The 22,952-nt window shown below is 63.8% G+C and carries 25 protein-coding genes and 1 riboswitch; of the genes, 12 read left to right on the top strand and 13 right to left on the bottom strand.

Going from position 1 to position 22,952, the window contains the following annotated elements; all coding sequences use genetic code 11:
• Positions 1-6 precede the first annotated feature (6 nt).
• Positions 7-558: a peroxidase-related enzyme gene (locus FJ978_RS18475; protein ID WP_013892804.1), complete on the bottom strand. Its 552-nt coding sequence runs from the start codon at positions 556-558 to the stop codon at positions 7-9.
• Positions 559-656: 98 nt separating this feature from the next.
• Between FJ978_RS18475 and FJ978_RS18480 the strand changes: the two genes are divergently transcribed.
• Both FJ978_RS18480 and FJ978_RS18485 read left to right on the top strand, forming a co-directional pair.
• Positions 657-1,562: a LysR family transcriptional regulator gene (locus tag FJ978_RS18480; RefSeq protein ID WP_140573206.1), complete on the top strand. Its 906-nt coding sequence runs from the start codon at positions 657-659 to the stop codon at positions 1,560-1,562.
• Between the two features lie 77 nt (positions 1,563-1,639).
• Positions 1,640-2,428, top strand: a complete 789-nt coding sequence (locus FJ978_RS18485) for a 1-acyl-sn-glycerol-3-phosphate acyltransferase (protein ID WP_013892802.1) — start codon at positions 1,640-1,642, stop codon at positions 2,426-2,428.
• A 17-nt stretch (positions 2,429-2,445) separates the two neighbouring features.
• Here FJ978_RS18485 and FJ978_RS18490 read toward each other — a convergent pair whose 3' ends face one another.
• From FJ978_RS18490 to FJ978_RS18500, 3 genes are all read right to left on the bottom strand, one after another.
• Positions 2,446-3,072: a LysE family translocator gene (locus FJ978_RS18490; RefSeq protein WP_140573207.1), complete on the bottom strand. Its 627-nt coding sequence runs from the start codon at positions 3,070-3,072 to the stop codon at positions 2,446-2,448.
• A gap of 90 nt (positions 3,073-3,162) precedes the next feature.
• A complete protein-coding gene (locus FJ978_RS18495; protein ID WP_140573208.1) occupies positions 3,163-4,110 on the bottom strand; it encodes an aldo/keto reductase in 948 nt (315 codons plus the stop codon).
• A 117-nt stretch (positions 4,111-4,227) separates the two neighbouring features.
• Entirely contained in the window at positions 4,228-4,749 is a 522-nt protein-coding gene (locus FJ978_RS18500; protein WP_140573209.1) for a gamma-glutamylcyclotransferase, read from the bottom strand.
• Between the two features lie 155 nt (positions 4,750-4,904).
• Between FJ978_RS18500 and FJ978_RS18505 the strand changes: the two genes are divergently transcribed.
• On the top strand, positions 4,905-5,903 hold the full coding sequence (locus FJ978_RS18505) for a DUF2125 domain-containing protein (protein WP_140573210.1): 999 nt from the start codon (positions 4,905-4,907) through the stop codon (positions 5,901-5,903).
• A gap of 10 nt (positions 5,904-5,913) precedes the next feature.
• Positions 5,914-6,843, top strand: a complete 930-nt coding sequence (locus FJ978_RS18510) for a sugar kinase (protein ID WP_140573211.1) — start codon at positions 5,914-5,916, stop codon at positions 6,841-6,843.
• Here the strand turns inward: FJ978_RS18510 and FJ978_RS18515 are convergent.
• Together FJ978_RS18515 and hisC are read right to left on the bottom strand one after the other, a co-directional pair.
• Complete coding sequence (locus tag FJ978_RS18515; protein WP_181176899.1) at positions 6,840-7,775, bottom strand: prephenate/arogenate dehydrogenase family protein; 936 nt, start codon at positions 7,773-7,775, stop codon at positions 6,840-6,842. The two genes, FJ978_RS18510 and FJ978_RS18515, sit on opposite strands and share 4 nt — an antisense overlap.
• Before the next feature lie 39 nt (positions 7,776-7,814).
• Positions 7,815-8,924 (bottom strand): histidinol-phosphate transaminase, encoded by a 1,110-nt coding sequence (gene hisC / locus FJ978_RS18520; protein WP_140573212.1) that lies wholly within the window; start codon positions 8,922-8,924, stop codon positions 7,815-7,817.
• Between the two features lie 195 nt (positions 8,925-9,119).
• A riboswitch (SAM riboswitch) is annotated at positions 9,120-9,197 on the top strand.
• 120 nt (positions 9,198-9,317) lie between these two features.
• Here hisC and FJ978_RS18525 point away from each other — a divergent pair.
• Complete coding sequence (locus FJ978_RS18525) at positions 9,318-10,487, top strand: homoserine O-acetyltransferase (protein WP_140573213.1); 1,170 nt, start codon at positions 9,318-9,320, stop codon at positions 10,485-10,487.
• 172 nt (positions 10,488-10,659) lie between these two features.
• Positions 10,660-11,274, top strand: a complete 615-nt coding sequence (gene metW, locus FJ978_RS18530; RefSeq protein ID WP_041164566.1) for a methionine biosynthesis protein MetW — start codon at positions 10,660-10,662, stop codon at positions 11,272-11,274.
• Between the two features lie 12 nt (positions 11,275-11,286).
• Here the strand turns inward: metW and FJ978_RS18535 are convergent, their stop codons facing one another.
• Complete coding sequence (locus tag FJ978_RS18535; RefSeq protein ID WP_140573214.1) at positions 11,287-11,607, bottom strand: DUF1330 domain-containing protein; 321 nt, start codon at positions 11,605-11,607, stop codon at positions 11,287-11,289.
• A 460-nt stretch (positions 11,608-12,067) separates the two neighbouring features.
• Here FJ978_RS18535 and FJ978_RS18540 point away from each other — a divergent pair, with 460 nt between their 5' ends.
• Complete coding sequence (locus FJ978_RS18540; RefSeq protein ID WP_140573215.1) at positions 12,068-12,982, top strand: glycosyltransferase family 2 protein; 915 nt, start codon at positions 12,068-12,070, stop codon at positions 12,980-12,982.
• 29 nt (positions 12,983-13,011) lie between these two features.
• On the opposite strand, the gene FJ978_RS18545 is transcribed toward FJ978_RS18540, so the two are convergent.
• The 3 genes from FJ978_RS18545 to FJ978_RS18555 all read right to left on the bottom strand — a co-directional run bounded on the left by FJ978_RS18545 (position 13,012) and on the right by FJ978_RS18555 (position 16,638).
• Positions 13,012-13,815 carry a DUF1194 domain-containing protein gene (locus FJ978_RS18545; protein ID WP_140573216.1) on the bottom strand — a complete coding sequence of 268 codons (804 nt, stop codon included), beginning with the start codon at positions 13,813-13,815 and terminating at the stop codon, positions 13,012-13,014.
• Positions 13,816-13,900: 85 nt separating this feature from the next.
• Positions 13,901-15,721, bottom strand: a complete 1,821-nt coding sequence (locus tag FJ978_RS18550; protein WP_140573217.1) for an ABC transporter ATP-binding protein/permease — start codon at positions 15,719-15,721, stop codon at positions 13,901-13,903.
• A gap of 137 nt (positions 15,722-15,858) precedes the next feature.
• A complete protein-coding gene (locus FJ978_RS18555) occupies positions 15,859-16,638 on the bottom strand; it encodes a methyltransferase domain-containing protein (RefSeq protein WP_140573218.1) in 780 nt (259 codons plus the stop codon).
• 229 nt (positions 16,639-16,867) lie between these two features.
• On the opposite strand from FJ978_RS18555, the gene gloB reads away from it, so the two are divergent.
• The gene (gene gloB, locus FJ978_RS18560; protein ID WP_140573219.1) at positions 16,868-17,635 is read left to right on the top strand and encodes a hydroxyacylglutathione hydrolase; all 768 of its coding nucleotides are present in this window, start codon (positions 16,868-16,870) and stop codon (positions 17,633-17,635) included.
• Between the two features lie 13 nt (positions 17,636-17,648).
• Positions 17,649-18,089: a cupin domain-containing protein gene (locus FJ978_RS18565; RefSeq protein ID WP_140573220.1), complete on the top strand. Its 441-nt coding sequence runs from the start codon at positions 17,649-17,651 to the stop codon at positions 18,087-18,089.
• On the opposite strand, the gene FJ978_RS18570 is transcribed toward FJ978_RS18565, so the two are convergent.
• From FJ978_RS18570 to FJ978_RS18580, 3 genes are read right to left on the bottom strand one after another with little or no spacing between them, the layout of a single operon-like run.
• On the bottom strand, positions 18,064-18,738 hold the full coding sequence (locus FJ978_RS18570) for a lysoplasmalogenase (RefSeq protein ID WP_140573221.1): 675 nt from the start codon (positions 18,736-18,738) through the stop codon (positions 18,064-18,066). The genes FJ978_RS18565 and FJ978_RS18570 overlap by 26 nt on opposite strands.
• Entirely contained in the window at positions 18,735-19,712 is a 978-nt protein-coding gene (locus tag FJ978_RS18575; RefSeq protein WP_140573222.1) for an EamA family transporter, read from the bottom strand. Before FJ978_RS18575 ends, FJ978_RS18570 begins: the two co-directional genes overlap by 4 nt.
• Before the next feature lie 48 nt (positions 19,713-19,760).
• Positions 19,761-20,549, bottom strand: a complete 789-nt coding sequence (locus FJ978_RS18580) for a DUF3108 domain-containing protein (RefSeq protein WP_140573223.1) — start codon at positions 20,547-20,549, stop codon at positions 19,761-19,763.
• A gap of 259 nt (positions 20,550-20,808) precedes the next feature.
• On the opposite strand from FJ978_RS18580, the gene rpmB reads away from it, so the two are divergent.
• From rpmB to FJ978_RS18595, 3 genes are all read left to right on the top strand, one after another.
• Positions 20,809-21,105, top strand: a complete 297-nt coding sequence (rpmB, locus tag FJ978_RS18585; RefSeq protein WP_010911765.1) for a 50S ribosomal protein L28 — start codon at positions 20,809-20,811, stop codon at positions 21,103-21,105.
• A 205-nt stretch (positions 21,106-21,310) separates the two neighbouring features.
• Positions 21,311-21,991, top strand: coding sequence for a queuosine precursor transporter (locus FJ978_RS18590; protein ID WP_140573224.1), 681 nt, complete (start codon positions 21,311-21,313; stop codon positions 21,989-21,991).
• Between the two features lie 59 nt (positions 21,992-22,050).
• The gene (locus FJ978_RS18595) at positions 22,051-22,728 is read left to right on the top strand and encodes a hypothetical protein (protein ID WP_140573225.1); all 678 of its coding nucleotides are present in this window, start codon (positions 22,051-22,053) and stop codon (positions 22,726-22,728) included.
• The last annotated feature ends 224 nt before the right edge of the window (positions 22,729-22,952 follow it).

The following is a 22,952-nucleotide window of genomic DNA, read 5'->3' on the forward strand; positions in this document are numbered from 1 at the left end:
CCTCATTCAGGCAGCATCGCGGGCGGAAACAACCGGAAAATCGATCGCGGTGCGGGCAACTTCGTTGATATAGTTGGTCCAGACGTTCAGGGCGACATGCTGAACAATCTCGATGATCTGCCCATCATCGTAGCCCGCCAGCCTTACAGCGGCGAGGTCTTCATCGCCGACATGTCCGCGGCTTTGCGCAACCTTGGCGGCAAAACGCACCGCCGCGGCCGCCTTGGGATCCGTGGAACCGCCATGGCGGTTGGCGATCATCTCGGCGTCGTCGAGCTTGGCGAGATTCTTGCCGAGATAGCTGTGCGCGGACAGACAATAACTGCAGCCATTGATCTCGGCGACCGCCAGCGCGATGCGCTCACGCGTCGGCGCCGGCAGCCGGCCCTTGGCCAGCGCACCCGACATGCCGAGATAACCTTCAAGCGCGGCTGGACTGTTGGCGACCATCCGAAACAGGTTCGGCACGACACCGAGCTGTTTTTCCACCGCCTGCAGCATGGGCTGCGCGGCTGCGGGAGCGGTGGCGATGGACGAAGGCGTGGCGATGCGGGGCATGGGAATTCCTCTGGATTTGCCCCTCCTATATGCATCCTTCCATCTTGCGGATGTAGATGCCATAACTGCAATTCATCCTTCCAATTTCTGGAAAAACTATGGATCGCCTCGAAGCCATGTCCCTTTTCGTCGCGGCGGCGGAGTCCGGCAGCCTTTCCGCTGCCGCGCGTCGTCTGGGCACTCCTCTAGCGACTGTCAGCCGCAAGGTCTCCGAGCTGGAACGGCATCTCAAGACACGCTTGTTGAACCGGTCGACACGGCGGCTGACGCTGACCGACGCGGGCCATGCCTATCTTGCCGCCTGCCGTCGTATCCTGGAGGACGTCGGAGACGCCGAGCGTACCGCCGGCGGCGAGTACAGCGCACCGACAGGTGGGCTGATCATCACCGCGCCGATCGTTTTCGGCCGCCTCCATGTCCTGCCGGTCGTCACCGCGTTCCTCGCCGCTTACCCGCAGGTGGATATCCGCCTGACGCTCGGCGACAGAATAGCCCAATTGGCCGAGGACCATATCGACCTCGCCATCCGCATCGGCCGGCTGCCGGACTCGCGCATGGTCGCGACCAGGGTCGGTTCGATCCGGCATGTCGTCTGCGCAAGTCCGGCGTATCTGGCCGAGCACGGGGCGCCGAAAACCCCGAAAGACCTTGAAACGCATAGCTGCATCACCTTCGAGGGCCTAGGCTCACTCGCCACATGGACCTTTGCGGTGGACAAGTCTGATGTTCCTGTCCCTGTCCGTTCCAGGCTCCGCGTCAACACCGCCGAGGCGGCGATCGATGCGGCGACCGCGGGGGTCGGGATGACGCGTGTGCTCTCCTACCAGATCGTCGCCGCTGTACGCTCAGGGGCACTGCAGCCCGTACTCGAGGATTTCGAACCTGAGCCGTGGCCGGTAAACCTGGTGCACGCCGGCCAGGGCCGGCTGCCGGTGAAACTGCGCGCCTTCCTGGACTTTGCCGGCCCGCGCCTCAGGGAACGTCTGGCGCAGGCGACCTGGTAGGATGAGCCGTATCGTACCGTTTCCTTTTTGCGCCTGCTTGGTGTAACCAACGCACACTTCCTCACCGGACCTCCCCCATGCTCTATGTCAGATCGCTGGCGTTCAACTTCGTCTTCTACGTCAATCTGATCGTCCAGATGATCCTCTGGACCCCCTACTATTTCCTGTCGCCGCGTCACCGCGCCTGGTTCGTGCCGAAATTCTGGTCGCGCACCTGCATGTGGCTCTACGACAAGATCGCCGGAACGAAGAACGACATCACCGGGCTGGAAAACCTGCCCGAGGGTTCCTTTATCCTGGCACCCAAGCACCAGTCGTTCTGGGACGCGATCGCCTTCTTCCCATTCCTCCAGGATCCACTCTACATTCTCAAGCGCGAGCTGACCTGGATCCCTTTCTTCGGCTGGTACATCCTGAAGATGCGCATGATCCCGGTCGATCGCGGCAGCCGCTCCAAGGCCCTGAAGGCGGTGGTCGCGGCGACCAGGGAGGAACTGGCGCGCAACCCGCGCCAGCTGATCATCTATCCCGAAGGCACGCGCCGCGCGCCGGGCGACGAGCCGGCCTACAAATACGGCATCGTCGAAATCTATGCGCAGCTTGGCGTTCCGGTGGTACCGGTTGCCCATGTCGCTGGCCTCTATTGGCCGCGCCGCAAGTTCCTGCGCTATCCCGGCACCATCAAGGCGCGCTTCCTGCCGCCGATCCCGCCTGGCCTGGGCAAGGACGAATTCATGGCGCGGCTGATCGGCGACACGGAAGCCGCCTGCGACCAGCTCCTCATCGAAGCGTCCCAAGCGCCGAATCCGCCGGCCTTGCCGCCGACAGCGGTGAAGCGGCTGCGGGAGCTCGGCGCGAAATCCTGAGCTTTGCTGCCAGGCAATCAGCCGAACACAGCCAGCACCGTGGTCAGCACCAGCGTCGCGGCGAAGACCAGATTGATGACCCGGGATGCCACCGGCCGGCGCAGAAAGCGCGCGAATGCCGCGCCCGCGAGCAGCCACACGGCATGGATGACAATGATCATCGCCGCCAGGACCGTCAGCTTCAACGATAGGCCAAGCTCAGCGGCGCCTTGCTTTGGAGCGGCGCCGGCAAACACGGCGGCGATCGCCACATAGGCTTTTGGATTGGCTATCGCCAGGAGAAACCCGGCCAGCCATGTCGGGCGCGACGTCTCGGCGGCATGGGCCGCCAGCGGCGGGGCGGTGGCGATCCTGAACGCGAGATAGAGGATATAGGCGGCGGACGCGACCGCCAGCACCGGCGCCAACCTTGGCATCGAGGTCAGCGCCGCCATCACCCCGGTCGCCACGACCAGCAGCACGGCGACGGTGCCAAGCACGATCCCGCAGGTGTAGCGCAGCGAGTGGCGCAGGCCGAAGGCGGCACCGACGGCGGTGACGCTTATCGTCGCCGGCCCCGGACTGCCCATGACGACAGTGGCGGCAAGCACCAGCGCGAGCAGCTGAGGCCAAAGCTCCGGCTGCGAAACAAGTGGTCCGGCCATCCGATCCTCTATCCTGCCCCGTGCGAAGGACGGTATGGCAGGCGATGCGGATCGTCTTGGACGTTCGTGCGCCGGTGGTTGCCGGAAGCTTCAGCCGCTCGCTTTGTCGAGTTCGGCCATGTCGTCCGCCGTCAGTTTCAGCGATACTGCCCTGATCAGGCTATCCATCTGGTCAGGCTTGGTCGCACTGGCGATCGGTGCGGTGATACCGGGCCGCGCGATCACCCAGGCAAGCGCCACTTCCGCCTGCTTGGCGGAATGCCTTGATGACACCGCGTCGAGTGCCGCAAGGATGCGCATGCCTCGCGCATTCAAATAGCTGCCGACATCCTCGCCGCGCTCGCTTTGGCCAAGATCTGCCTCACTGCGGTATTTGCCGCTCAGGAAACCCTTGGCCAGGCTGAAATAGGTGATGACGCCGATATCCTCGGCCACGCAGAGATCGTGCAGCGGGCCGTCGAAGGACGAGCGGTCGTAGAGATTGTATTCCGGCTGCAGCACTTCGTAGCGCGGCAGGCTGCGCAGGCTCGCCACGTCGAGAGCGGCGCGCAACTGGCCGGCGTCGAGGTTCGAGCAGCCGACATGCCGGACCTTGCCCTTGGCGAGCAGCTTTTCGTAGGCGCCTAGCGTTTCCTCATAGGGCGTGGCCGGATCTGGCCAGTGCGACAGATAGAGGTCGATGACTTCGGTCTGCAGTCGCTTCAGCGACGCATCGACGGCCTTCTCGATATAGGCGGCGGAAAGGTCCTTGTGGCCCTGCCCCATGTCAGAGCCGACCTTGGTTACCACGACGACCTTGTCGCGATTGCCGCGGTCTTTCATCCATTTGCCGATGATGGTTTCCGATTCGCCGCCCTTGTGACCGGGCACCCAGCGCGAATAGGCGTCCGCCGTATCGACCGCGTTCAGGCCAGCGCCGACGAAGCGGTCGAGCAGGTCGAACGAAGTCTTCTCGTCCGCGGTCCAGCCGAAGACATTGCCACCCAGAACCAGCGGCGCGATGGAAAGGTCAGTGCGACCGAGACGGCGTTTCTGCAAGACGGATCTCCGTGATTGGCAGGGCGGATGCCGCCCGTTGGCTGGGTTCGCAGCCTAACCTAGGTCTCGCGGCTTTGAGGTCAAAGGTCTGGCCGCCTTTTCCGCAGAGCCAGCGCTTCACAAAGGCGCTATCTCCCGCGCCACCTCTTCTAGCCAGTGATCGCGAATGCTGAGTGCTTCCAGGTGCTTCAGCGTGCTGAGGACATAATCCTCGTTGTCGCCGGACTGGCCGGCCGCGCCCCGCACCACCGCTGCCGCATCCGCCGCGCCGAGCGCGCCGGCATATTGCTCATGCTTGCGGTCGACGACATAGGCCACCGCTTCGACTGTCCCGCCACCATCGAGGCGGACCTTCAGCGTCCGCTCGAGATAGACGCTGGTGACGAGCTCACGCTCACGCAGATAGGCAATGACCTCGTCGCGCAGCTCGCCAGGGACGCGGAACGCCAGGCCGACGCAGGAACCGCCATGGTCGAGGCCGAGTACCAGTCCGGGCCGCTGGCGCGTGCCGCGATGCACGAAGGAATAGACACAAAGCGAGCGCCGGTAGCCGTGCAGGTGGGCGCGTCGTGTCTCGACATGCGCGAAACCGGGCCGCCAGATCAGCGAACCATAGCCAAACACCCAAAAATCGCCCATATCGCCGCGCCTGATTGCAAAAAGAATGACAATGCCGCACCGGAAACCGGTGTTTTTTCCGTCCGTCCCCGTCTACCTATTCGTCAATATCTACCTGGTGTTGTCGGAATCGAAGGTCCGTCCACGATACCCATTGCGTTAATGAGAGCCAAAGCATGACGTCAAGTGACGAACGCCAACCAAAATCCCGCCGCGGCCTGTTCTGGCTTGTGGCGTTTATCGTTGTGCTGTTCGCCATCTACAGCGCCGGCTGGTTCTATCTGGCCAACAGGGTCAGGACCGAGGCCGACAAGGCGGTTGCCACGCTCAACAAGAGCGGCATCGAGGCCGGTTGCGCCAATCTCCAGGTCAGCGGCTATCCCCTGAACTTCACGGTCTCCTGCGACAATCTCGCCTACGAGGACGATGCCAAGAACATTGCCGCCTCCGCCGGCTCCTTCAATGCCGTCGCCCAGATCGTCCAGCCCTTGTCGCCGGTCGCCAGTCTGCGCGGTCCGCTCAGGACTTCCGTCCCGGGCATGATGCCGCTGTGGATCGACTGGGACAACCTGCAGGCCAATGTCAAATTGTGGTATCCGCTGCCGCACCGCATATCGCTGCAGGCCGAAGGCCTGTCGGGCCAGACCGATCCGGCCGACGACACCGACCCTGTCGAACTGTTCAGCGCCGGCAAGGCATCAGGCCAATTGCAGCCGAATGGCGGGGATCTCGACTATGCCGGCAGCTTTGGCGATCTGGAGATCGACGCCGACGCGATCGGTGGCCGCGTGCTGCCGGCGCTCGATGCAAGCGGCGACGTCACGCTGAACAACGGCGTTGCGCTGGTCGGCACGCAGGTGAAAAGCCTGCGCGGCCAGAGCATCGAGATCCGCAACCTCGATTTGTCGTCGGGGACAGCGCGCGTCACCCTTTCCGGGCCGCTGTCGGTCGATGCCGAAGGCCTGGTCAATGCCGATCTGATGATCAGGATCAAGGATCCCAAGGCCGTGGCAACCATTCTGGCCGGCGCCATACCCGAGCAGAAGAACGCGATCGAACAGGGTTTCGCCGCACTCGCCATGCTCGGCAGCGAACCGTCGATGCCGCTGAAGGTCGTCAAGGGCAAGGCCTCCCTCGGCTTCATTCCGCTGGGCAAGCTCAAGCCTCTCAATTAAGCATTTCGGCATGGACAGACCGGCAAAGCTTCTGAGCGTCGGCGCGCTGACGCTCGATACCATTCTTCGGGTCGACACCCTCCCCGCGCATCAAGGAAAATTCATCGCATCCGACGGCGTCCAGATCGCCTCCGGCATGGCCACGAGCGCTGCCTGCGCCGCGCATCGCCTCGGCGCGGAAGTGTCGCTGTGGGCGAGCGCCGGCGACGATCACGTCGGCGATCAGCTGATTGCCGGGATCGAGGCGGAGGGCGTCGATTGCACCCATGTCCGCCGCGTCAGCGGCGCCCGTTCGGCGCTGGCTTCGATCCTGGTCGACGCGCATGGCGAGCGCATCATCGTGCCGTTCTACGACAGCAAGGCCCAGGCCGATCCCGAAGCGTTGCCGGTCGCCGACCTCTCCGCCTTCGATGCCGTGCTGGCCGACGTGCGCTGGCCGGGCGCGGCGGCACTTGCCCTGAAGGCCGCCCGCGCCGCCGGCCGTCCGGCCATCCTCGATGCCGATACAGCGCCGCTGGCGGTACTGGAGCAGTTGTTGCCGCTGGCCTCGCACATCGTCGCCTCCGAGCCGGCGGTCCGCATCATTTGCGGCCAGGCGCTGGATCTGGAGACCGCTTGCGCCGACCTTGCCTCCCGCACCGATGCCTTTGTCGCGGTGACCGCCGGTGCGTCCGGAACATGGTGGTCCGATCGTGCGAGCAGAGGCATCCGCCATGTCGAGACGCCGAGAATAAAGGCGGTCGACACGCTGGCCGCCGGCGATGTCTTTCACGGCGCCTTTGCCGTCGGGCTGGCGGAAGCCATGCCAGCCGAGCAGGCCTTGCGCTTTGCCAGTGCCGCCGCCGCGCTCAAATGCCTGCGCTTCGGCGGCAGGCTCGGCGCGCCAAACCGGGCCGAGACACTGGCGATGGTCGCCGCGACCTGGCCTGAACAGGCTTAGCTTTTTGCGGGATGCTCGACCGCCTGGCGGCCGAAATCGGGCGCGTCGATATCCTGGCCGGCCTCGATGATCGAGCGGCGCACGGCGCGCGTGCGGGTGAACAGGTCGAAGAGCTTGTCGCCGTCGCCCCAGCGGATCGCCCGCTGCAGGAACGCCAAATCTTCCGAGAACCGCGCCAGCATTTCGAGAATGGCGTCCTTGTTGTGCAGGCAGACGTCCCGCCACATGGTCGGGTCGGAGGCGGCGAGGCGCGTGAAGTCGCGAAAACCGGAGGCGGAATATTTGATTACTTCCGTCTTGGTCACCGATTCCAGATCGTCGGCGGTACCGACGATGTTGTAGGCGATGATGTGCGGCAAATGCGAGACGATGGCCAGCGTCATGTCGTGATGCTGGGGGTCCATCGTGTCGATGTTGGCGCCGCAGCGGCGCCAGAATTCCGATAGCTTCTCCATTGCGTCCGGATCGGTATCCGGCAGCGGCGTGAAGATGCACCAGCGATTGTCGAACAGGTCGGCAAACCCGGCGTCCGGCCCCGATTTTTCGGTACCGGCCAGCGGGTGTCCGGGAATGAAGTGGACGCCATCAGGCACATGCGGCTGCATCTGCGCGATGACAGAGGCCTTGGTCGAGCCGACATCGGTGAGGATCGCCCCCTTCTTCAGCGCCGGCGCGATTTCCTGCGCCACCGTGCCGGACGAGCCGACTGGCACCGAAACGATGACCAGGTCGGCATCACGCACCGCTTCCTTCGCATCCGTGGTGTAGGAGGAGCCGAGCCCAAGCTCTTCAGCTCGCGCCAGCGTCGCGGCGCTGCGGGTCGAGATGGCGACATGGCTGGCAAGACCCTCGCGGCGAATGACACGGGCCAGCGACGAGCCGATCAGGCCGATGCCGACCAGCGCGATCTTTTCAAACATCGGTGATGTCATGGTGTTTCCAGCTCTGGGCGTTCCAGCTTTTCAGGCGTTCTAGCTTTTCAGGAATGTCGTAAGCGCGGCGACAACGCCGCGATTGGCCTCTTCGGTGCCGACGGTCATGCGCAGCGCGTTGGGAAAGCCGTAGCCGGAAACGCGCCGCAAAATATAGCCGCGCGCCGTCAGGTAGTCGTCGGCCGCCGCCGCGGAATGCTTCTGGTCGTCGGGAAAATGGATGAGGATGAAATTGCCGACGCTGGGCGTCACCCGCAGCCCAAGTCCGGTCATCTCCTGGCTCAGCCAGGCGAGCCAGGTCTCGTTATGCGCCACGCTGCGCTCGACATGGGCACGGTCTCGGATCGCCGCGATGCCGGCCTCGATCGCAGTCGCATTGACGTTGAAAGGGCCGCGCACGCGGTTGATCGCATCGACGATGTGCATCGGCCCGTACATCCAGCCGAGCCGCGCCCCGCCGAGGCCGATCTTGGAGAAGGTGCGCGTCATCACCACGTTCTCGGTGCTGCCGACCAGCTCGATGCCCGCCTCGTAGTCGTTGCGCCGGACATATTCGGCATAGGCCGCGTCGAGCACCAGAAGCACATTGCGCGGCAGGCCGGCATGCAGCCGGCGCACCTCCTGGAACGGCACATAGGTGCCGGTCGGATTGTTCGGATTGGCGAGGAACACGATCTTCGTGCGCGGCGTAATTGCGGCCAGTATCGCATCGATGTCGGCGCGCTCGTCGGTCTCCTTGACCGCGATCGGCACGGCACCTGCCGACTGGATGTAGATTTTGTAGACCATGAAGGCGTGTTCGGTGAACAGGGCCTCATCGCCCGGCGCGAGGTAGGTCTGCGCCAGCAGGCCAAGGATCTCGTCGGAACCGTTGGAGCAGATGATGTTCTGCGGGTTGAGGCCATGCACCTCGGCGATCGCCTCGCGCAGCCGCCTCGCCGTGCCATCGGGGTAGACGTCGAGCTTTCCCGCAACCTCCCGCGCGGCCTCGATCGCCTTCGGCGACGGACCGAGCGGGTTCTCGTTCGACGACAGCTTGTAGACCTTGGCGACCCCGGCCGGCGCCGTGCTCTTGCCGGGCACGTAGGCGTCTATGTCCATAATGCCCGCGCGCGGCGTTGGACGTGCCCGATCCGGTGTCTGGTTCATTTTTTGCAAAATCCGTCGAAACCGCCTCCACCCGGAAGCCGCTGCGGAAATACAAGCCATGGCCCGCAATGTCGAGAGGCGCCATTGGTGCCGGCGGCCGGTCCAGCAACCGGCTCAACTGCCGGCCCAGTGACCGGCCCAGGACCGGCCCGGGATCGGCATTGACGGCGAGCCAGGCGAGTTCTAGAAGGACAGCGACAGTTCCGTGGTGATTTGGCCGGTCGGCTTGCAGCCACGTTAAACAATTCGCTAAAGGGCCGTTTGCGTGACGTAACCGGCTTTGCGAAGGCAATGCCGGTTTTTTGTTGTCCGCGGCCGGCCGGACGAACGCATCGGCGGCGCGGAGATCGGCAGCGATTTCCGCGAAAAGCACGGTGCAACAAGAGAGAATTGATGGCCGCTCTGCGCGCAGGAAAGACCAACAACGAGTTCGACAATCCGTCGAGCCCGCTGTTGCGTTTCGGGTCCGACAAGCCGCTCAAGCTCGACGCCGGCACGCTGCTGTCGCCGTTCCAGATCGCTTACCAGACCTATGGCACGCTGAATGATGCCCGCTCCAACGCCATCCTCGTCTGCCATGCGCTGACCGGCGACCAGCATGTCGCCAGCACCAATCCGGTGACCGGCAAGCCGGGCTGGTGGGAAGTCCTGATCGGCCCGGGCCGGATCATCGACACCAACCGTTTCTTCGTCATCTGCTCCAACGTCATCGGCGGCTGCCTAGGTTCGACCGGCCCGGCATCGACCAACCCAGCCACCGGCAAGCCCTACGGGCTCGATCTGCCCATCATCACCATCCGCGACATGGTGCGCGCGCAGCAGATGCTGATCGACCATTTCGGCATCGAGAAGCTATTCTGCGTGCTCGGCGGCTCGATGGGCGGCATGCAGGTGCTGGAATGGGCATCGAGCTATCCCGAGCGCGTCTTCTCGGCGCTGCCGATCGCCACTGGCGCGCGCCATTCCTCGCAGAACATCGCCTTCCACGAGGTCGGCCGGCAAGCCGTCATGGCCGACCCGGACTGGCATGGCGGCAAATATTTCGAGCACGGCAAGCGTCCGGAAAAGGGCCTGGCGGTGGCGCGCATGGCCGCCCACATCACCTATCTGTCGGAAGCCGCCCTGCACCGGAAATTCGGCCGCAACCTACAGGATCGCGAAGCACTGACCTTTGGCTTCGACGCAGACTTCCAGATCGAGAGCTATCTGCGACACCAGGGCATGACCTTCGTCGACCGCTTCGACGCCAATTCCTATCTCTACATGACGCGGTCGATGGACTATTTCGACCTCGCCGCCGACCATGGCGGCCGGTTGGCGGACGCCTTTGCCGGCACCAAGACCCGGTTCTGCCTGGTGTCCTTCACCAGCGACTGGCTGTTTCCGACCGAAGAAAGCCGCTCGATCGTGCATGCGCTCAACGCCGCCGGCGCCTCGGTATCCTTCGTCGAGATCGAGACCGATCGCGGCCACGACGCCTTCCTGCTCGACGAACCGGAACTGTTCGCCGCCATCAACGGCTTCATCGGCTCGGCGGCAAGGGCGAGAGGGCTCAGCGCATGACCCCGAAAAGTTGCAGACTTTCCGGATCGAGATCATGTGCCAGGCGTCAGCGCATGACCCCGAAAAGTTGCAGACTTTTCGGATCGGGATCATGTGCCAGGCGTCAGCGCATGACCCCGAACAGTTGTAGACTGTTCGGATCGGGGTCATGCGCCAGGCAAGGGGCGACATCATGAGCGTCAACGGCAACCAGCGCGTCGACCTCGAGGTCGTCGCCAACCTGATCCCGCCGCAGTCGCGGGTGCTCGACGTCGGTTCGGGCGACGGTTCGCTGCTCGAACTGCTGCAGGACACCAAGCAGGTCGACGGCCGCGGTCTTGAACTGTCGCAGCGTGGCGTCAACGAATGCGTGGCGCGCGGCCTCTCGGTCATCCAGGGCGATGCCGACAAGGATCTCGAATTCTATCCCGACAAGGGTTTTGACTTCGTCGTCCTGTCGCAGACCTTGCAGGCCACCCGCAACCCGAAGCTGGTGCTCGACGAATTGCTCCGGATCGGCAACCGGGCGATCGTGTCCTTCCCCAATTTCGGCCACTGGCGTGTGCGGCTATCGCTGTTCGTCAAGGGCCGCATGCCGGTGACCTCGGACCTGCCCTATTCCTGGTACGACACGCCCAACATCCACTTCTGCACCATCCGCGACTTCGTCAATCTGTGCGAAGAGCTCGGCGCGACGGTGGAAAAGGCAACCGCGCTCGATGCCAACGGTCAGAAGATCGGCCTGTCGATGCCGTGGTGGTTCTGGAACTTCTTCGGCCAGCAGGCGGTGTTCCTGCTGAAACGATAAGGCACCACGCATCTAGTCCAGGACGTCGGTGGCCTTGTGCGGATGTTCGACACCGTCGACGAAGACGACGTCGGATTGCGAATTGTCGGTCCGCAGGGCGAGGATCGCCTGATAGGCCGGCGAATTGTACCAGCCGCGCACATGCTCCCTGTCGGGGAATTCGATGACGATGAGGTGACCCTGCCAGTCGTTCTCTATCACCTCGACATCGCCGCCATGGACCAGGAATCGGCCACCGAAGGGCTCCAGCGTGGCATCGATCTTGTGCAGATATTCGACAATCTGCGGACCCATTGTGGCTTGGCGCATATGAGCAACGGCGTAGGCGGTCATGATCTTACTCCCTTCGGATCGAAGCCGATCAGCAGGCCTCGCTAGAGCATGATGCCGAAAAGTGTGAAGCGGCCTTCGGATCATGCTCCGTCTCTAGGACAATCTGCCCAAGCTCCCGCGGCGATGCGATTACGTCTGACGTAAAGGAATGCATGCAATTCCGCTCCGGGTTTGGCCATCTTCGCAAGATTGATTCCCGGGAAGACTGATTCGCGGAAGACTGATTCACGGGAAGACTGGGGGCGACGGTGTTGCATTTGAACCGCGCGCCGCACCAATTCGTCGTCTCGCGCGCGATTGTACCGTTGCACGACGCGTGACAGGGGCCGCTGTTTTTTATAGCTTCACGCCGAACACGACCGAGGAGTCACGGAGGGGGAAGCCCGATCCATTCGACCATCCTGAAGATCGAAAGACCGGACAGGAAGCGCACATTTGCGCTGGAAGCGGCTGACGCGCCATGACCGCGAAAACGGAGCGCTCTCCCCTCATCACGGTCATCACGCCGACCCACAATCGACGCGACAAAGTGTTGCGCGCCGTCGAAAGCGTGCTTTCCCAGAGCATGCCTAGGCTTGAGCATATCGTCGTCGACGACGGCTCCACCGATGGTACGGAGGCGGCGCTGGCCCGTATTCGCGATCCTCGGCTGATCTATGTCGGCGCGAAATGGCGGGGCGCCAACGCCGCCAGGAATGCTGGCATCGAGCGGGCGCGGGCGCCGGTGGTGACCTTCCTTGATTCGGACGACGTCTACTTGCCGCATCGGGTCGAACGGACCTTGAAATGGTTTGATGACAATCCGGCGCTTCAGGTGCTGCTCTCTTCATACGTTTCCCTGAAGGGAAACCGAGCCACCAACAGCGTCAACCGGACTGCTTTTCTGAGCCCATCAATGCTGGAGCGAGCGGTGGTGGCACAGACGGCCTTCGTCGCCGGCTCTGCGATAACGGCCCGTCGCGACGCCTTGCTGGCGATCGGCGGCTACGACAGCGACATCACCCGGATGCAGGATCGGGAATTGTTGCTGCGCCTGGCAAGACGCTTCGGCGCGCAATTGTCCAAGGATATCGACTGGACGAAACATAGTTCGCAGAATTCGATTTCTGGCCGCAGGGCGGGTTACGTCGAAGCCTATGCGGACCTGATGGGCAAACACCCGCATATCGCCCGCTGCTACCCTCACGTCCCGCCGTTCATGATCACGCGGCAGATCATCGCCGATCTTCTCAAAGGTCGGATACCTGAGGCCTTCGCAGGCTACATGGCTAACCGCTCGTCGGAAGCGCTTGGCTATTCATTGCCGGAACTGATCAATGGCTACGTCCATGGCCGGCGTTGGCGTCGCGATCTCTACGATGAAGTTCGCGACTAATTTGCTGCGGCGCCGGCGCGGCCGACGATCTACCGGTCGAGTTCCGGGAAATACGGATCAGACAGGAACCGCCTGTCCCGCTCGCCTTGCAGGCAGTCGATCGGTGCATCCGTCTCGATGGGGGTGACCTTGGCCTTGTCCTGAATGCCGCTCACTTCGAGGATCAGCTTGCGCCGGATCGCCGTCGAGAACTCCGCGGACGCATAAATCGGCAGCACGAAGGAACCAGGCCCGCCGGTCACGCACTGCGCATAATACCGGTCGAGATGGCTGAAGGTCGGCGACGGCTTGATCAGGATCGGCAGACCGTTGATGATTATGCCTTTGGCAACGGCCGCATCGCGCGTGGCGGTGACCGGCGGCCCGATATTGTTGGGACCGTCGCCCGATATGTCGATGACGCTGCGTTCGCCGGCGAAATCCGTCCTGTCGAACAGCCCGGCTCCGAAGGCAAGCGCGGTCGAAATCGAGGTGCCGCGAAAACTCCGGAACGGGCGCGCCGCGACCTTGTCGGCAAAGCGGTTGGCGCTCTCGGCGCCGTCGATGACCTGCCAGCCGATGACCGCGTCATCGCGCACCGTGCCGGCCCATTCGAAATAGGCAATCGCGATACGGCCTGTATTGCCGGAACGGACAGCCTGGATGAAGTCGGGATGCCGCAGCGCTTCGACATAGCCGGCGCGTTGCAGGGCGAACTCCGTCTCATCCATCGACAAGGAGATGTCGACCGCCAGCACCAGCTCGACGTCGACGGCCGATGCCTCCGGTGGCGAGCCGACGGGAGTTGCCTGGGCGCAGGCAAGGCAAGCAAGCAGGCGCAGTGCATCAAGCATGGCCAATGCCAGGTTGTTTCTGCAGGAAATCTTCCATTGCGATCACGGCAAAATAAGGTTTTGCGCTCGCAACCGGAGAAAACGCCTATTTTTTGCGATGAGCCGCTACCGGCGGCGGTTCGATCGCGCCGGCCCTGACATGGACAGGCTTCAGCGCCGGCGCGTCGGGATCCTTGACGATCGTCAAGCCGCGCGGAAAGAATTGGTTGTTGTGCTGGCCGCGCCCGATGTTGATGATCGCGGCTCCCTTCAGGTGCTTTTCCAGCATTGCCAGCACCCGCCGCAGCGACGGACCGTCGAATGCGTCCATCGCTTCGTCGATGATCACCCATTTCGGCTGCCGCAAGGCGAGCCTGGCGACGCCCAGCAAGCGCTGTTCGTCATCGCCCAGCTCATGGTCCCAGCGCCCGACACGGTCGAGCGACCCCGACAGCCGTTCAAGACCGACCTCGGCCAATACAGCCGAAATCTCGGCATCACTCGCCGGCGCATGCCCGTTCGCGTGGTTGAGCACCTCGCGCAACGTGCCGGCCGGCAAGTACGGGACACGCGGCACGAAGATGAGGGTTTCTCCAGCCGGCAGGCCGATCTTTCCGCTGCCCCAGGGCCAAAGCCCGGCAATGGCGCGGAAGAACAGCGTCTTGCCGGCACCTGGTTCGCCGGTGATCATGACGCGCTCGCCGGGGCGGATTTCGACATGCTGGTCGGAGAGTTTGGTGCAGCCTTCCGGCGAGGCCACTTGGAGCTTCTCGAACGTCAGGCTGCCATTGGCATTTTGATCGAAGGCGATACGCTTTTCGGTGTCGTGCAGCACATCGGTTTCATAGAGCGCGATGCGGAAGTCGGCGACGCGCATCAGCGTGGCGCGCCAGTCGGCGATGCTGCCGATGTTGTTGATGAACCATCGCAACGAAGAATGGACCTGGTTGAAGGCACCGACCGCCATCATCAGCCCGCCAAAGCTGATATCGCCCGAGAAATAGACCGGTGAGGCAACCAGGATCGGCGCCACCACCGTGATCCAGCCATAGGTGTCGGTCACCCAGGACAGGTTGATCTGGGCGGTATAGATGCGCCGCATGGCGCCCAGCACCGTGCCGAGGTCGAGTTCGAGCCGTCGCCTGGCATCGGCTTCGCCATGGTAAAGCGCGATGGCATCGACATTCTCGTTGACGCGCACCATCGAGGACCGCAGCTCCGCCTCTCGTGTGTAGCGGTCGCTGTTGAGGCGGATCAGCGGCCGTCCGACCAGCCAGCTCAGCCAGGAAGCGGTGCCGGCATAGAGGAAGGCCGCCCAGACCATGTAGCCCGGTATGGCCAGCGACCAGCCGTTGACGTGAAAGACGAAGCCCGACGACAATTGCCACAGCACACCGACGAAGGACACCAGCAGGATCAGCGACTGTAAGAGACCGACGCCGAGATCGGTCGACAGGTCCGAGAGATGCGCGGCATCCTGCTGCATGCGCTGGTCGGGATTGACGCCGATGGCGCCGGCATTGGCGAGCCTGAAGGCGCGCGCCGGCCGCATCCACTGGTCGATCAGGTCCAGCGTCAGCGCCTCGCGCAGCTTCAGCCGGATCATCTGGTTGAGCCAGGTCTGGCCGATATTGAGCACCAGCAGTCCGCCGGCGATCATCGCAAAGACGACGAGCTGATGCACGAAGGCGGCCATGTCGCGGCGCGCGAGCGCGTCGTAGAAGGGCTGGTTCCAGCGGTTGAGCAGGACCTGGCCGATCGACGTCGCGATGATGACGGCCATGATGCCGACAGACGTCCACAGCAACCATTTGCGAACCGGCGACCCCACCAGCGCCAGTCTGATCGTCGCCACCTGGTCGCGCAGGCTGCTGGCTTCGACGGCAACGAGCTGGACCGTGGCGCCCTTTTCCGGTTGATCAGCCATATCGGAGGTTCCTAACGTTCAGAAGCGGTGCTGAAACCGGATGAAGAGAACAAGCGGCATTCGCATATCAATCTGGCTGCGAATTCACCACGACAGATAGGTTGGGAAATGCCGCACGATGCAAATTTCCGCCGTGATCACGAAGGTTTCACCTGAGAGGGCGATGCAGTGGCCTCGGCCCGGCGGCCGAGCCGTGTCGCGCCATGCGGCGACAGCACCGGCACGAAGACGCGGCGAGACGCGCGCTGCGCCACCGGCACGCCTTGATAGAGCCGTTTCTGCGCCTCGACGACGATGACGCCGGAAAAGATCGGCCATAGCCGCCGGCCGGCGCGCTCCAGCACATTGTGGAAGCGCATCATGAAGCGCCGCCGTGACGGCGGGAAGAACAGCGCATCCGACCAGGCCGCCGGCGTGAAATTCGCCTCGCGCAACAGTTCCGTGAGCTGCCCGCGCGAGAACGGCCGTCCATTGCCGAACGGCGTATGCTCGAAACGCGCCCAGACACCGCGCCGGTTCGGCACGACGATGACGACGCGCCCCGCGGGCGACAGCACCCGCCAGATCTCGTTCAGCGTCTCGCGCGGATTCTCGACATGTTCGAGCGAATGGACGAGCAGCATGCGGTCGATGCAGGAATCGACCAGCGGCAGTTCCTCGTCGAAAACCAGGGCCGTCGCCGTCGGCCCTGTCGTCGGCCAGACGACGGCGCCCTGCGTCGCCGGCATGAAGGCAAAGACCCGCTCGGCATCGGAGCCGAACCGCTCCAGCCAGGGCAATGTGTAGCCGAGGCCGACCAGCCGCTCATTCGGGACAGTGGCCCATATCGACGACAGCGCCATGGTGATCGAGTGCTCGGCGAACCGGCCGAGCGTTGTCGAATAGAAGGAGCGAAGATCGACGATGTCGGAATGCATGTCAGGGATGTAGCCGTGATATCGGCCGGATTCAACAAAGGCCCGAGGCGACCGCCACATCCCTGGAGTGACACTTGTCATCTCCGGGAGTGATACCCGTCATCTCCGGGAGTGACACTTGTCATCTCCGGGAGTGACAGTTGTCATCCCCGGGAGTGACAGTTGTCATCCCCGGGATGACATCCGCACGCTGGCGCCCTATGTCTGCGGCGACAGATGGAGAGATGCAATGCCGGTCGAAATCGAACAGTTCATGTGCCGCAGCGACAATTTCGGCGTGCTGGTGCATGACCCCGAAAGCGGCCAGACCGCGATCATCGATGCGCCCGAGGAAGCGCCGATCCTGGCCGCGGTCAAGCGCACCGGCTGGACGCCGACGATGATCCTGACCACGCACCACCACATGGATCACGTCGAGGCCAATCTGGCGTTGAAGGAACGCTTCAAGCTGCGCATCGTCGGCCCGGAAGCGGAAAAGGCCAAGATCCCCGGCATCGACGAAACCGTCGAAGAGGGCTCGGTCCTGCATCTCGGCGAGGAACGCATCGAGGTGATCGCGACCCCCGGCCACACCGCCGGCCATGTCTCCTATCACCTGCCGGCATCGAAAGTTGCGTTCACCGCCGACACCCTGTTCGCTCTGGGCTGCGGTCGGCTGTTCGAGTGCAAGCCGCCGGTGATGTATGGCTCGCTGAAGAAGCTTGCGGCACTTCCCGCCGCCACGGTCATCTACTGCGGCCACGAATACACCCTCGCCAACGCGCGTTTCGCGCTGACCGTCGACCCGACCAACTCGGCATTGAGGGAGCGCGCCGCCAGGATCGAGGCACTGCGGGCCGACAACAAGCCGACCCTGCCGACGACGATCGGCGAGGAACTGTCGACCAATCCCTTCCTGCGCTGGCACGATCCGGCAATCCGCAAGCATCTGGGCATGGAAAAGGCCGGGGATGCCGAGGTGTTCGCCGAGATCCGCAAGCGCAAGGACAACTTCTGAGCGCCGCGCTAGCATGACCAGCTCCGCGGAAATCATCGCAACGCTCGGCCTGAAACCGCATCCGGAAGGCGGCTGGTACGCCGAGACCTTTCGCGACGACGCCGGCGGCGCGCGCGGCCATTCGACCGCCATATATTTCCTGCTGGAACAGCACCAGGTCTCGGCTTGGCACCGGGTCAAGGACGCCGCCGAGGTCTGGCATTTTTATGCCGGCGCGCCGCTGGCATTGTCGATGTGGGAAGAAGGCAGTGCCGTCGTCGAGCAGGTGCTCGGCATCGAACTCACGGCGGGTGAACGGCCGCAGATCGTCGTGCCGGCGGGCTGCTGGCAATCGGCGCGCAGCCTGGGCGAATGGACGCTGGTCGGCTGCACCGTGGCGCCAGGGTTCGATTTCGCCGCCTTCGAACTGGCCGCGCCGGGCTGGCAGCCTATCCCAGCAGGAAGCCCAACGTGATCGCGAGCTGGGCGGCGTAGTACAGCACCCACACCGCCAAGCGCATCCAGGCGCGATGCGGCGAGATGGCGGCGACCAGGAATTTCTCGGTGGCGAGCAAAGCATCCGATGCCATGAACAGCACGGCGCCGCCGATTACCCAGGCGCTGCTCGTCGTCAGCGCCGACAGGCCCATCGCCAGGATCGCCACGACATAGATAACGATCGGAATGCGCAGGCCTGGGCCGACCCGGCGCCATAACGCCGCCAGCATGACGATCACGAATACCGCCATCGCCAGCGCGATCGCGCCGCGCCAGGATTCGGCGCCGAGAACGCCCAATCCGTCGCCACTGCGCAAGAACAACGCGACATAGACGATGTGGGCGATGAGAAAGCTCGCCAGCCCGCCCAGAAACGCCTTCTCGCCGTCGCGCGACAGGAAGGCGTCGCCGACGGCGCTCAGCGCAAGGGCAGCTGCCAGCAGCAGCGGGCCGCCTTGCAGCGCCGAAAGCACGGCGAGCATTGCCACGGCGAGCGTCTTTGCCGCCGAGCGGGCGAGCGACGGTGGCATGCCGAGCGTGAAGGCGTAGATGACCGCCGCCACCAGCGAAAAGATCAGCGTCGCATTGGCATTGGCGTCGATGCCGCCGGCAAACGGCATCGTCATGCCCGGGCTCCGGTTTCGGATGCCCCGGCTCCGGTTTCGGACGCCCCGGCTCCGGTTTCGGATGCCCGGGCTCCGGTTTCGGATGCCTCGGCCTCGCTTTGGGCTGCTGCCGGCTTGCGCAGGAACAGCGATTTTGCCGCCAAGGCAGCGCCGCCGGTGATGAGCACGCAAGCGGCCAGGATGCGCAGCGACGGTTCGGCGACACCCGCCGCGACCAGCACCAGCGTCGACAGTAGCGGCGCCGCATAGCTCGCGGCGCCCAGCACCTGGATGTTGCCGCGCTTGACGCCGATGTCCCAGGCGTAGAAGGCCGCGCCCACCGGCATCAAGCCAAGGCCGAGCACGGCGAGCCACTGGCCGGCACCGTCAGGCAGCACCGTTTGTTCCAGCAGCAGATGGCAGGCAAACGACAGCAACGCCGTCGCCGCGCAGAACCAGGTGACGATCGAGGTCGGCACCGACGGAAAACGCCGCGACAGAAGCGAATAGGACGACCACAAGACGGCGCAGACGGCGGCCATGGCATAGCCGAAGACGTAGCGCGCGTCGAAGGCCAGCCCGCCGCCCTTGGTGACGATCAGCACCGTGCCGGCAAGGCCAAGCAGCGCGCCGACGACATGGTTCCACGCCAGTTTTTCGCCCGGCATCAGCGCCGAACCGAGCACGATCAGCAGCGGCCAGAGATAGGCGATCAGGCTCGCCTCGACGGCAGGCGCGTTACGCAGCGCGGTGAAGTAGAAGAAATGGTAGCCGAACAGGCCGGCAATGCCGATCAGCCAGACCTGCGGCGGTATTTTCTGGCTTTTATCCGCGGCCGGCATGAAAAGGCGCGCGACAAGCCCGACCCCGGTGCCGATCGAGAAAGTGATCGCCGACAACAGGAACGGCGGCACCTTGCCGGACGCGTCGGTGAGCAACGCTAAAAGCGCCCACATGGCGACCGCCGAAAAGCCGATCAGTGTTGCGCGCGCCATTCCGTCTCCAGTGGCGCGCCCCATTCTGTCGCCAGTGGCGGGCCTGGTCTATTGCACTGCCTCGAAACGCCCGGCGCTGATGGTCAAGGTGCCGATCTGCGTGCCGACCGTGGCATGGATCGGCGCATATACTCCGGTTTGGCCGAGCGGCGCAAACGTCACCATCATGCGGCTTTTGTTCTTGAGATAGTTGAGCGCCTTGCGGCCCTTGCGATAGCCCGCCACGGGCTCGAAGCCCATCCGGCAAGTGACGGTGTCGCCCTTGTAGCCCGGCACCGAGATCATGCCTTTCGAATCGTAGGTCAGCGTCAGATCGGCGCGCATCTCGCCATCGTAGAACTTGACCTTGCGGCCGCAGACCTGGTCGAGGCTGTCGGCATGGATGACGGTCGCCGCCATCGGATCGAGCACCCCTGCCAGGTCGCCGGCGCCGATCGGCACCCAGGCCTTCGGGTCGCGCTTGCCCGGCGCCGGGACGACCTGCGTCGAGGTCACCGTGCCATTGGCGAAGCGGATGTCGATCGCCGACGCCTTCTTGCCCGAGGTATAGTCGGCGCGGAACGCCTGCGGCACCATCTTCTGGCCCGAAATCGTGCCCTTGGACGAGATCGTGCCGCGCGTATCGTCGAACAGTTTGGCCAGGCCAGCGGCCGAAACGCTACCTTCGATCGCGTAGGCGCCATTCTCGTAGTGGCTCGCGAAGGTCGATCTCGCGATCGAGAGACCAAGGAACGACACGGTATATTCGCCCTTGAAGGACTGCGGCGAGGCCGCCGATGCGGCGGAGGGCACGGCGATGGCAAGCACGGCAACAAATGCGTGAGACGAACGAGGCATGGCGGGATCGGATCCTTGATTTTCGGCCGGAGGCGGGCAACTCCGGTCTGGCATGTCCCTATGAGACCGCTTATAGGGTGAATTCCGGCCTTAATATGAAATGCCGGGCGCTTCCGTGGGGAAGCCGGAGCTTGACGCCCCGGTGAAATGCAACTATGGAACGCCAACTTTTTCCATAAGGCCGCCTGACCAGAACCGCGCGCCACCCGGCGTGGGCACAAAGGTTTGGCAGGTCCCGAGAGAACTGAAGGTTAGAACCATGTCCCGCACCTGCGAACTCACTGCCAAGGCAGTCCAGACCGGCAACAATGTGAGCCACGCCAACAACAAGACAAAGCGTCGCTTCCTGCCGAACCTCGTCAATGTGACGTTGATCTCGGAAGCGCTGAACCAGAACGTGCGCCTGCGCATCTCGGCCAACGCGCTGCGTTCGGTCGAACATCGCGGTGGTCTCGATGCTTTCCTGGCCAAGGCCGACGTCAAGGAACTGTCGCAGCGCGCGCGCCTGCTGAAGAAGCAGATCGCCAAGAAGCTGGCCGAGCAGGTCGCTGCCTGACATCGTTTAAAGGCGGGGGACTACCGCCCTGGCCAACTCCTTGTTGGTCTCTGGCCAACCTCTTGTTGGTCTCTCGCCAAGCTCTTGTTGGCCTCCGGGGCATCGGATAGAAGCCGCAAGGTTTGACAATCCGATGCTCGAATACGAAGCGAGCATCATCCGATCGGTATAATGCTCCGCTGGTTCCATTACCCAGGATAAAAAAATGACTTCATTCTCGCGGTATTTGCCCTTCGTGGCCGCCATGGCGCTTGTCGTCGTGGCCTCGAACATTCTCGTGCAGTTCCCGATGCAGGGCCAAATCGGCAGCCTGTCGCTGGCCGACCTTTTGACCTGGGGCGCTTTCACCTACCCCTTCTCTTTCCTGGTCACCGACCTCGCCAACCGCCGCTATGGACCCGCCGTGGCGCGCCGGATCGTCTTTGTCGGCTTCATGACGGCGGTGGTCTGCTCGATCCTCGTTCCGCCCTTCCTGTTTCGTCATGGCCTGATCGAATTCGAGACCGCCGCCGACCGGCTGGTGCGCATCGCGGCGGCTTCCGGGGCGGCATTCCTCTCCGCGCAATTGCTCGACGTCACCATGTTCAACCGTTTGCGCCGGCAGAGCTGGTGGCGGGCGCCTATCGTCGGCACGCTGGTCGGATCGGTGTTCGACACGATGGTCTTCTTTACCGTGGCATTTTCGGCCGCTTTCGCCTTCGCCGGCCCCAATGACGGTTTTGCGCTCGAAACGGCGCCGCTGATGGGTGTTTTCCATGTCGACGCCATGCGCTGGGTGTCCTGGGCGCTCGGCGACCTCTCGGTGAAGCTGATCATCGCCGTTGTCGCGCTCATCCCCTACCGGCTGTTCGCCGCCCGCTGGAGCCAGCCGGCGGTCGCGGCTTAGACCATGATCCCGAAAAGTGGCCTCCGGTTTTCCGGAAAGATCGTGGTCAGACGAAGCCCATGATCCCCTGGGTCCAGCTCGATTCGGCAAAGACCGGGGATGGCGCGCAGGAGCTTCGCCTCAAGCGGCGCGGTTCCGAATTCTCGATCATGCTCGGCACCAATGAGCTGATGAACAGCCGCCTCAGCGGCTCCGAGGAAGCGCTGGCCAGGCTTTCCTGCCGGAAGATTGCCAGCCATCGCCAACCGAAGGTCCTCATTGGCGGGCTTGGCATGGGTTTTACCCTGCGCGCCGCTCTCGCCGAATTGGGCAGTGACGCCGGCATCGTCGTCGCGGAACTGGTGCCGGCGGTGGTCGCCTGGGCACGTGGCCCGATGACGGAAGTGTTTGGCGGCTGTCTCGACGATTCCCGGGTCGAGGTCCGGGAGACCGATGTCGGAGAGCTGATACGATCGCAGCCCTCCCGCTGGGACGCCATCCTGCTCGATGTAGACAATGGTCCCGAAGGCATCGTCCACAAGGGCAACGATGCGCTCTACAGCCTGGCGGGCCTCAAGGCCACACGCACGGCGCTGAAGCCTGGCGGCGTGCTGGCGGTGTGGTCGCAAGGCCCGGACAGCGGCTTCACGCGACGGCTGAAGCAGGCCGGCTTCGCGGTCGAAGAGGTAAACACGCGCGCCAACGGCAAGCGCGGCGCGCGCCACGTCATCTGGATCGCCACCAACGGCTCGCGATGAGCAGTCGACCCCCACTCCGTCGCTGCTTCGCAGCGCCACCTCTCCCCCGATCGACGGGGTAGAGGAAGGGCGCGAGCTTATGCTAGGAGGCACCTTTCCTCTCCCTCCGGAGGGGGGAGAGGTGGCGCTGCGAAGCAGCGACGGAGTGGGGGAAGGCGCCCGACGTGGGGGAAGGCGCCCGACCAAAATCGAATTCCACCGAAGATCGAACCCGCCGTTGAAAC

Source organism: Mesorhizobium sp. B1-1-7, from assembly GCF_006442705.1.
In the GTDB taxonomy this organism is placed as follows: Bacteria; Pseudomonadota; Alphaproteobacteria; order Rhizobiales; family Rhizobiaceae; genus Mesorhizobium; species Mesorhizobium opportunistum.

What these genes read in the sequence shown, in the direction of transcription:
- FJ978_RS18475 (WP_013892804.1), bottom strand. Translation starts at nt 558, where the DNA reads ATGCCCCGCATCGCCACGCCTTCGTCCATCGCCACCGCTCCCGCAGCC.
- FJ978_RS18480 (WP_140573206.1), top strand. Translation starts at nt 657, where the DNA reads ATGGATCGCCTCGAAGCCATGTCCCTTTTCGTCGCGGCGGCGGAGTCC.
- FJ978_RS18485 (WP_013892802.1), top strand. Translation starts at nt 1,640, where the DNA reads ATGCTCTATGTCAGATCGCTGGCGTTCAACTTCGTCTTCTACGTCAAT.
- FJ978_RS18490 (WP_140573207.1), bottom strand. Translation starts at nt 3,072, where the DNA reads ATGGCCGGACCACTTGTTTCGCAGCCGGAGCTTTGGCCTCAGCTGCTC.
- FJ978_RS18500 (WP_140573209.1), bottom strand. Translation starts at nt 4,749, where the DNA reads ATGGGCGATTTTTGGGTGTTTGGCTATGGTTCGCTGATCTGGCGGCCC.
- FJ978_RS18505 (WP_140573210.1), top strand. Translation starts at nt 4,905, where the DNA reads ATGACGTCAAGTGACGAACGCCAACCAAAATCCCGCCGCGGCCTGTTC.
- FJ978_RS18510 (WP_140573211.1), top strand. Translation starts at nt 5,914, where the DNA reads ATGGACAGACCGGCAAAGCTTCTGAGCGTCGGCGCGCTGACGCTCGAT.
- FJ978_RS18515 (WP_181176899.1), bottom strand. Translation starts at nt 7,775, where the DNA reads ATGACATCACCGATGTTTGAAAAGATCGCGCTGGTCGGCATCGGCCTG.
- hisC (WP_140573212.1), bottom strand. Translation starts at nt 8,924, where the DNA reads ATGAACCAGACACCGGATCGGGCACGTCCAACGCCGCGCGCGGGCATT.
- FJ978_RS18525 (WP_140573213.1), top strand. Translation starts at nt 9,318, where the DNA reads ATGGCCGCTCTGCGCGCAGGAAAGACCAACAACGAGTTCGACAATCCG.
- metW (WP_041164566.1), top strand. Translation starts at nt 10,660, where the DNA reads ATGAGCGTCAACGGCAACCAGCGCGTCGACCTCGAGGTCGTCGCCAAC.
- FJ978_RS18535 (WP_140573214.1), bottom strand. Translation starts at nt 11,607, where the DNA reads ATGACCGCCTACGCCGTTGCTCATATGCGCCAAGCCACAATGGGTCCG.
- FJ978_RS18540 (WP_140573215.1), top strand. Translation starts at nt 12,068, where the DNA reads ATGACCGCGAAAACGGAGCGCTCTCCCCTCATCACGGTCATCACGCCG.
- FJ978_RS18545 (WP_140573216.1), bottom strand. Translation starts at nt 13,815, where the DNA reads ATGCTTGATGCACTGCGCCTGCTTGCTTGCCTTGCCTGCGCCCAGGCA.
- FJ978_RS18550 (WP_140573217.1), bottom strand. Translation starts at nt 15,721, where the DNA reads ATGGCTGATCAACCGGAAAAGGGCGCCACGGTCCAGCTCGTTGCCGTC.
- FJ978_RS18555 (WP_140573218.1), bottom strand. Translation starts at nt 16,638, where the DNA reads ATGCATTCCGACATCGTCGATCTTCGCTCCTTCTATTCGACAACGCTC.
- gloB (WP_140573219.1), top strand. Translation starts at nt 16,868, where the DNA reads ATGCCGGTCGAAATCGAACAGTTCATGTGCCGCAGCGACAATTTCGGC.
- FJ978_RS18565 (WP_140573220.1), top strand. Translation starts at nt 17,649, where the DNA reads ATGACCAGCTCCGCGGAAATCATCGCAACGCTCGGCCTGAAACCGCAT.
- FJ978_RS18570 (WP_140573221.1), bottom strand. Translation starts at nt 18,738, where the DNA reads ATGACGATGCCGTTTGCCGGCGGCATCGACGCCAATGCCAATGCGACG.
- FJ978_RS18575 (WP_140573222.1), bottom strand. Translation starts at nt 19,712, where the DNA reads ATGGCGCGCGCAACACTGATCGGCTTTTCGGCGGTCGCCATGTGGGCG.
- FJ978_RS18580 (WP_140573223.1), bottom strand. Translation starts at nt 20,549, where the DNA reads ATGCCTCGTTCGTCTCACGCATTTGTTGCCGTGCTTGCCATCGCCGTG.
- rpmB (WP_010911765.1), top strand. Translation starts at nt 20,809, where the DNA reads ATGTCCCGCACCTGCGAACTCACTGCCAAGGCAGTCCAGACCGGCAAC.
- FJ978_RS18590 (WP_140573224.1), top strand. Translation starts at nt 21,311, where the DNA reads ATGACTTCATTCTCGCGGTATTTGCCCTTCGTGGCCGCCATGGCGCTT.
- FJ978_RS18595 (WP_140573225.1), top strand. Translation starts at nt 22,051, where the DNA reads ATGATCCCCTGGGTCCAGCTCGATTCGGCAAAGACCGGGGATGGCGCG.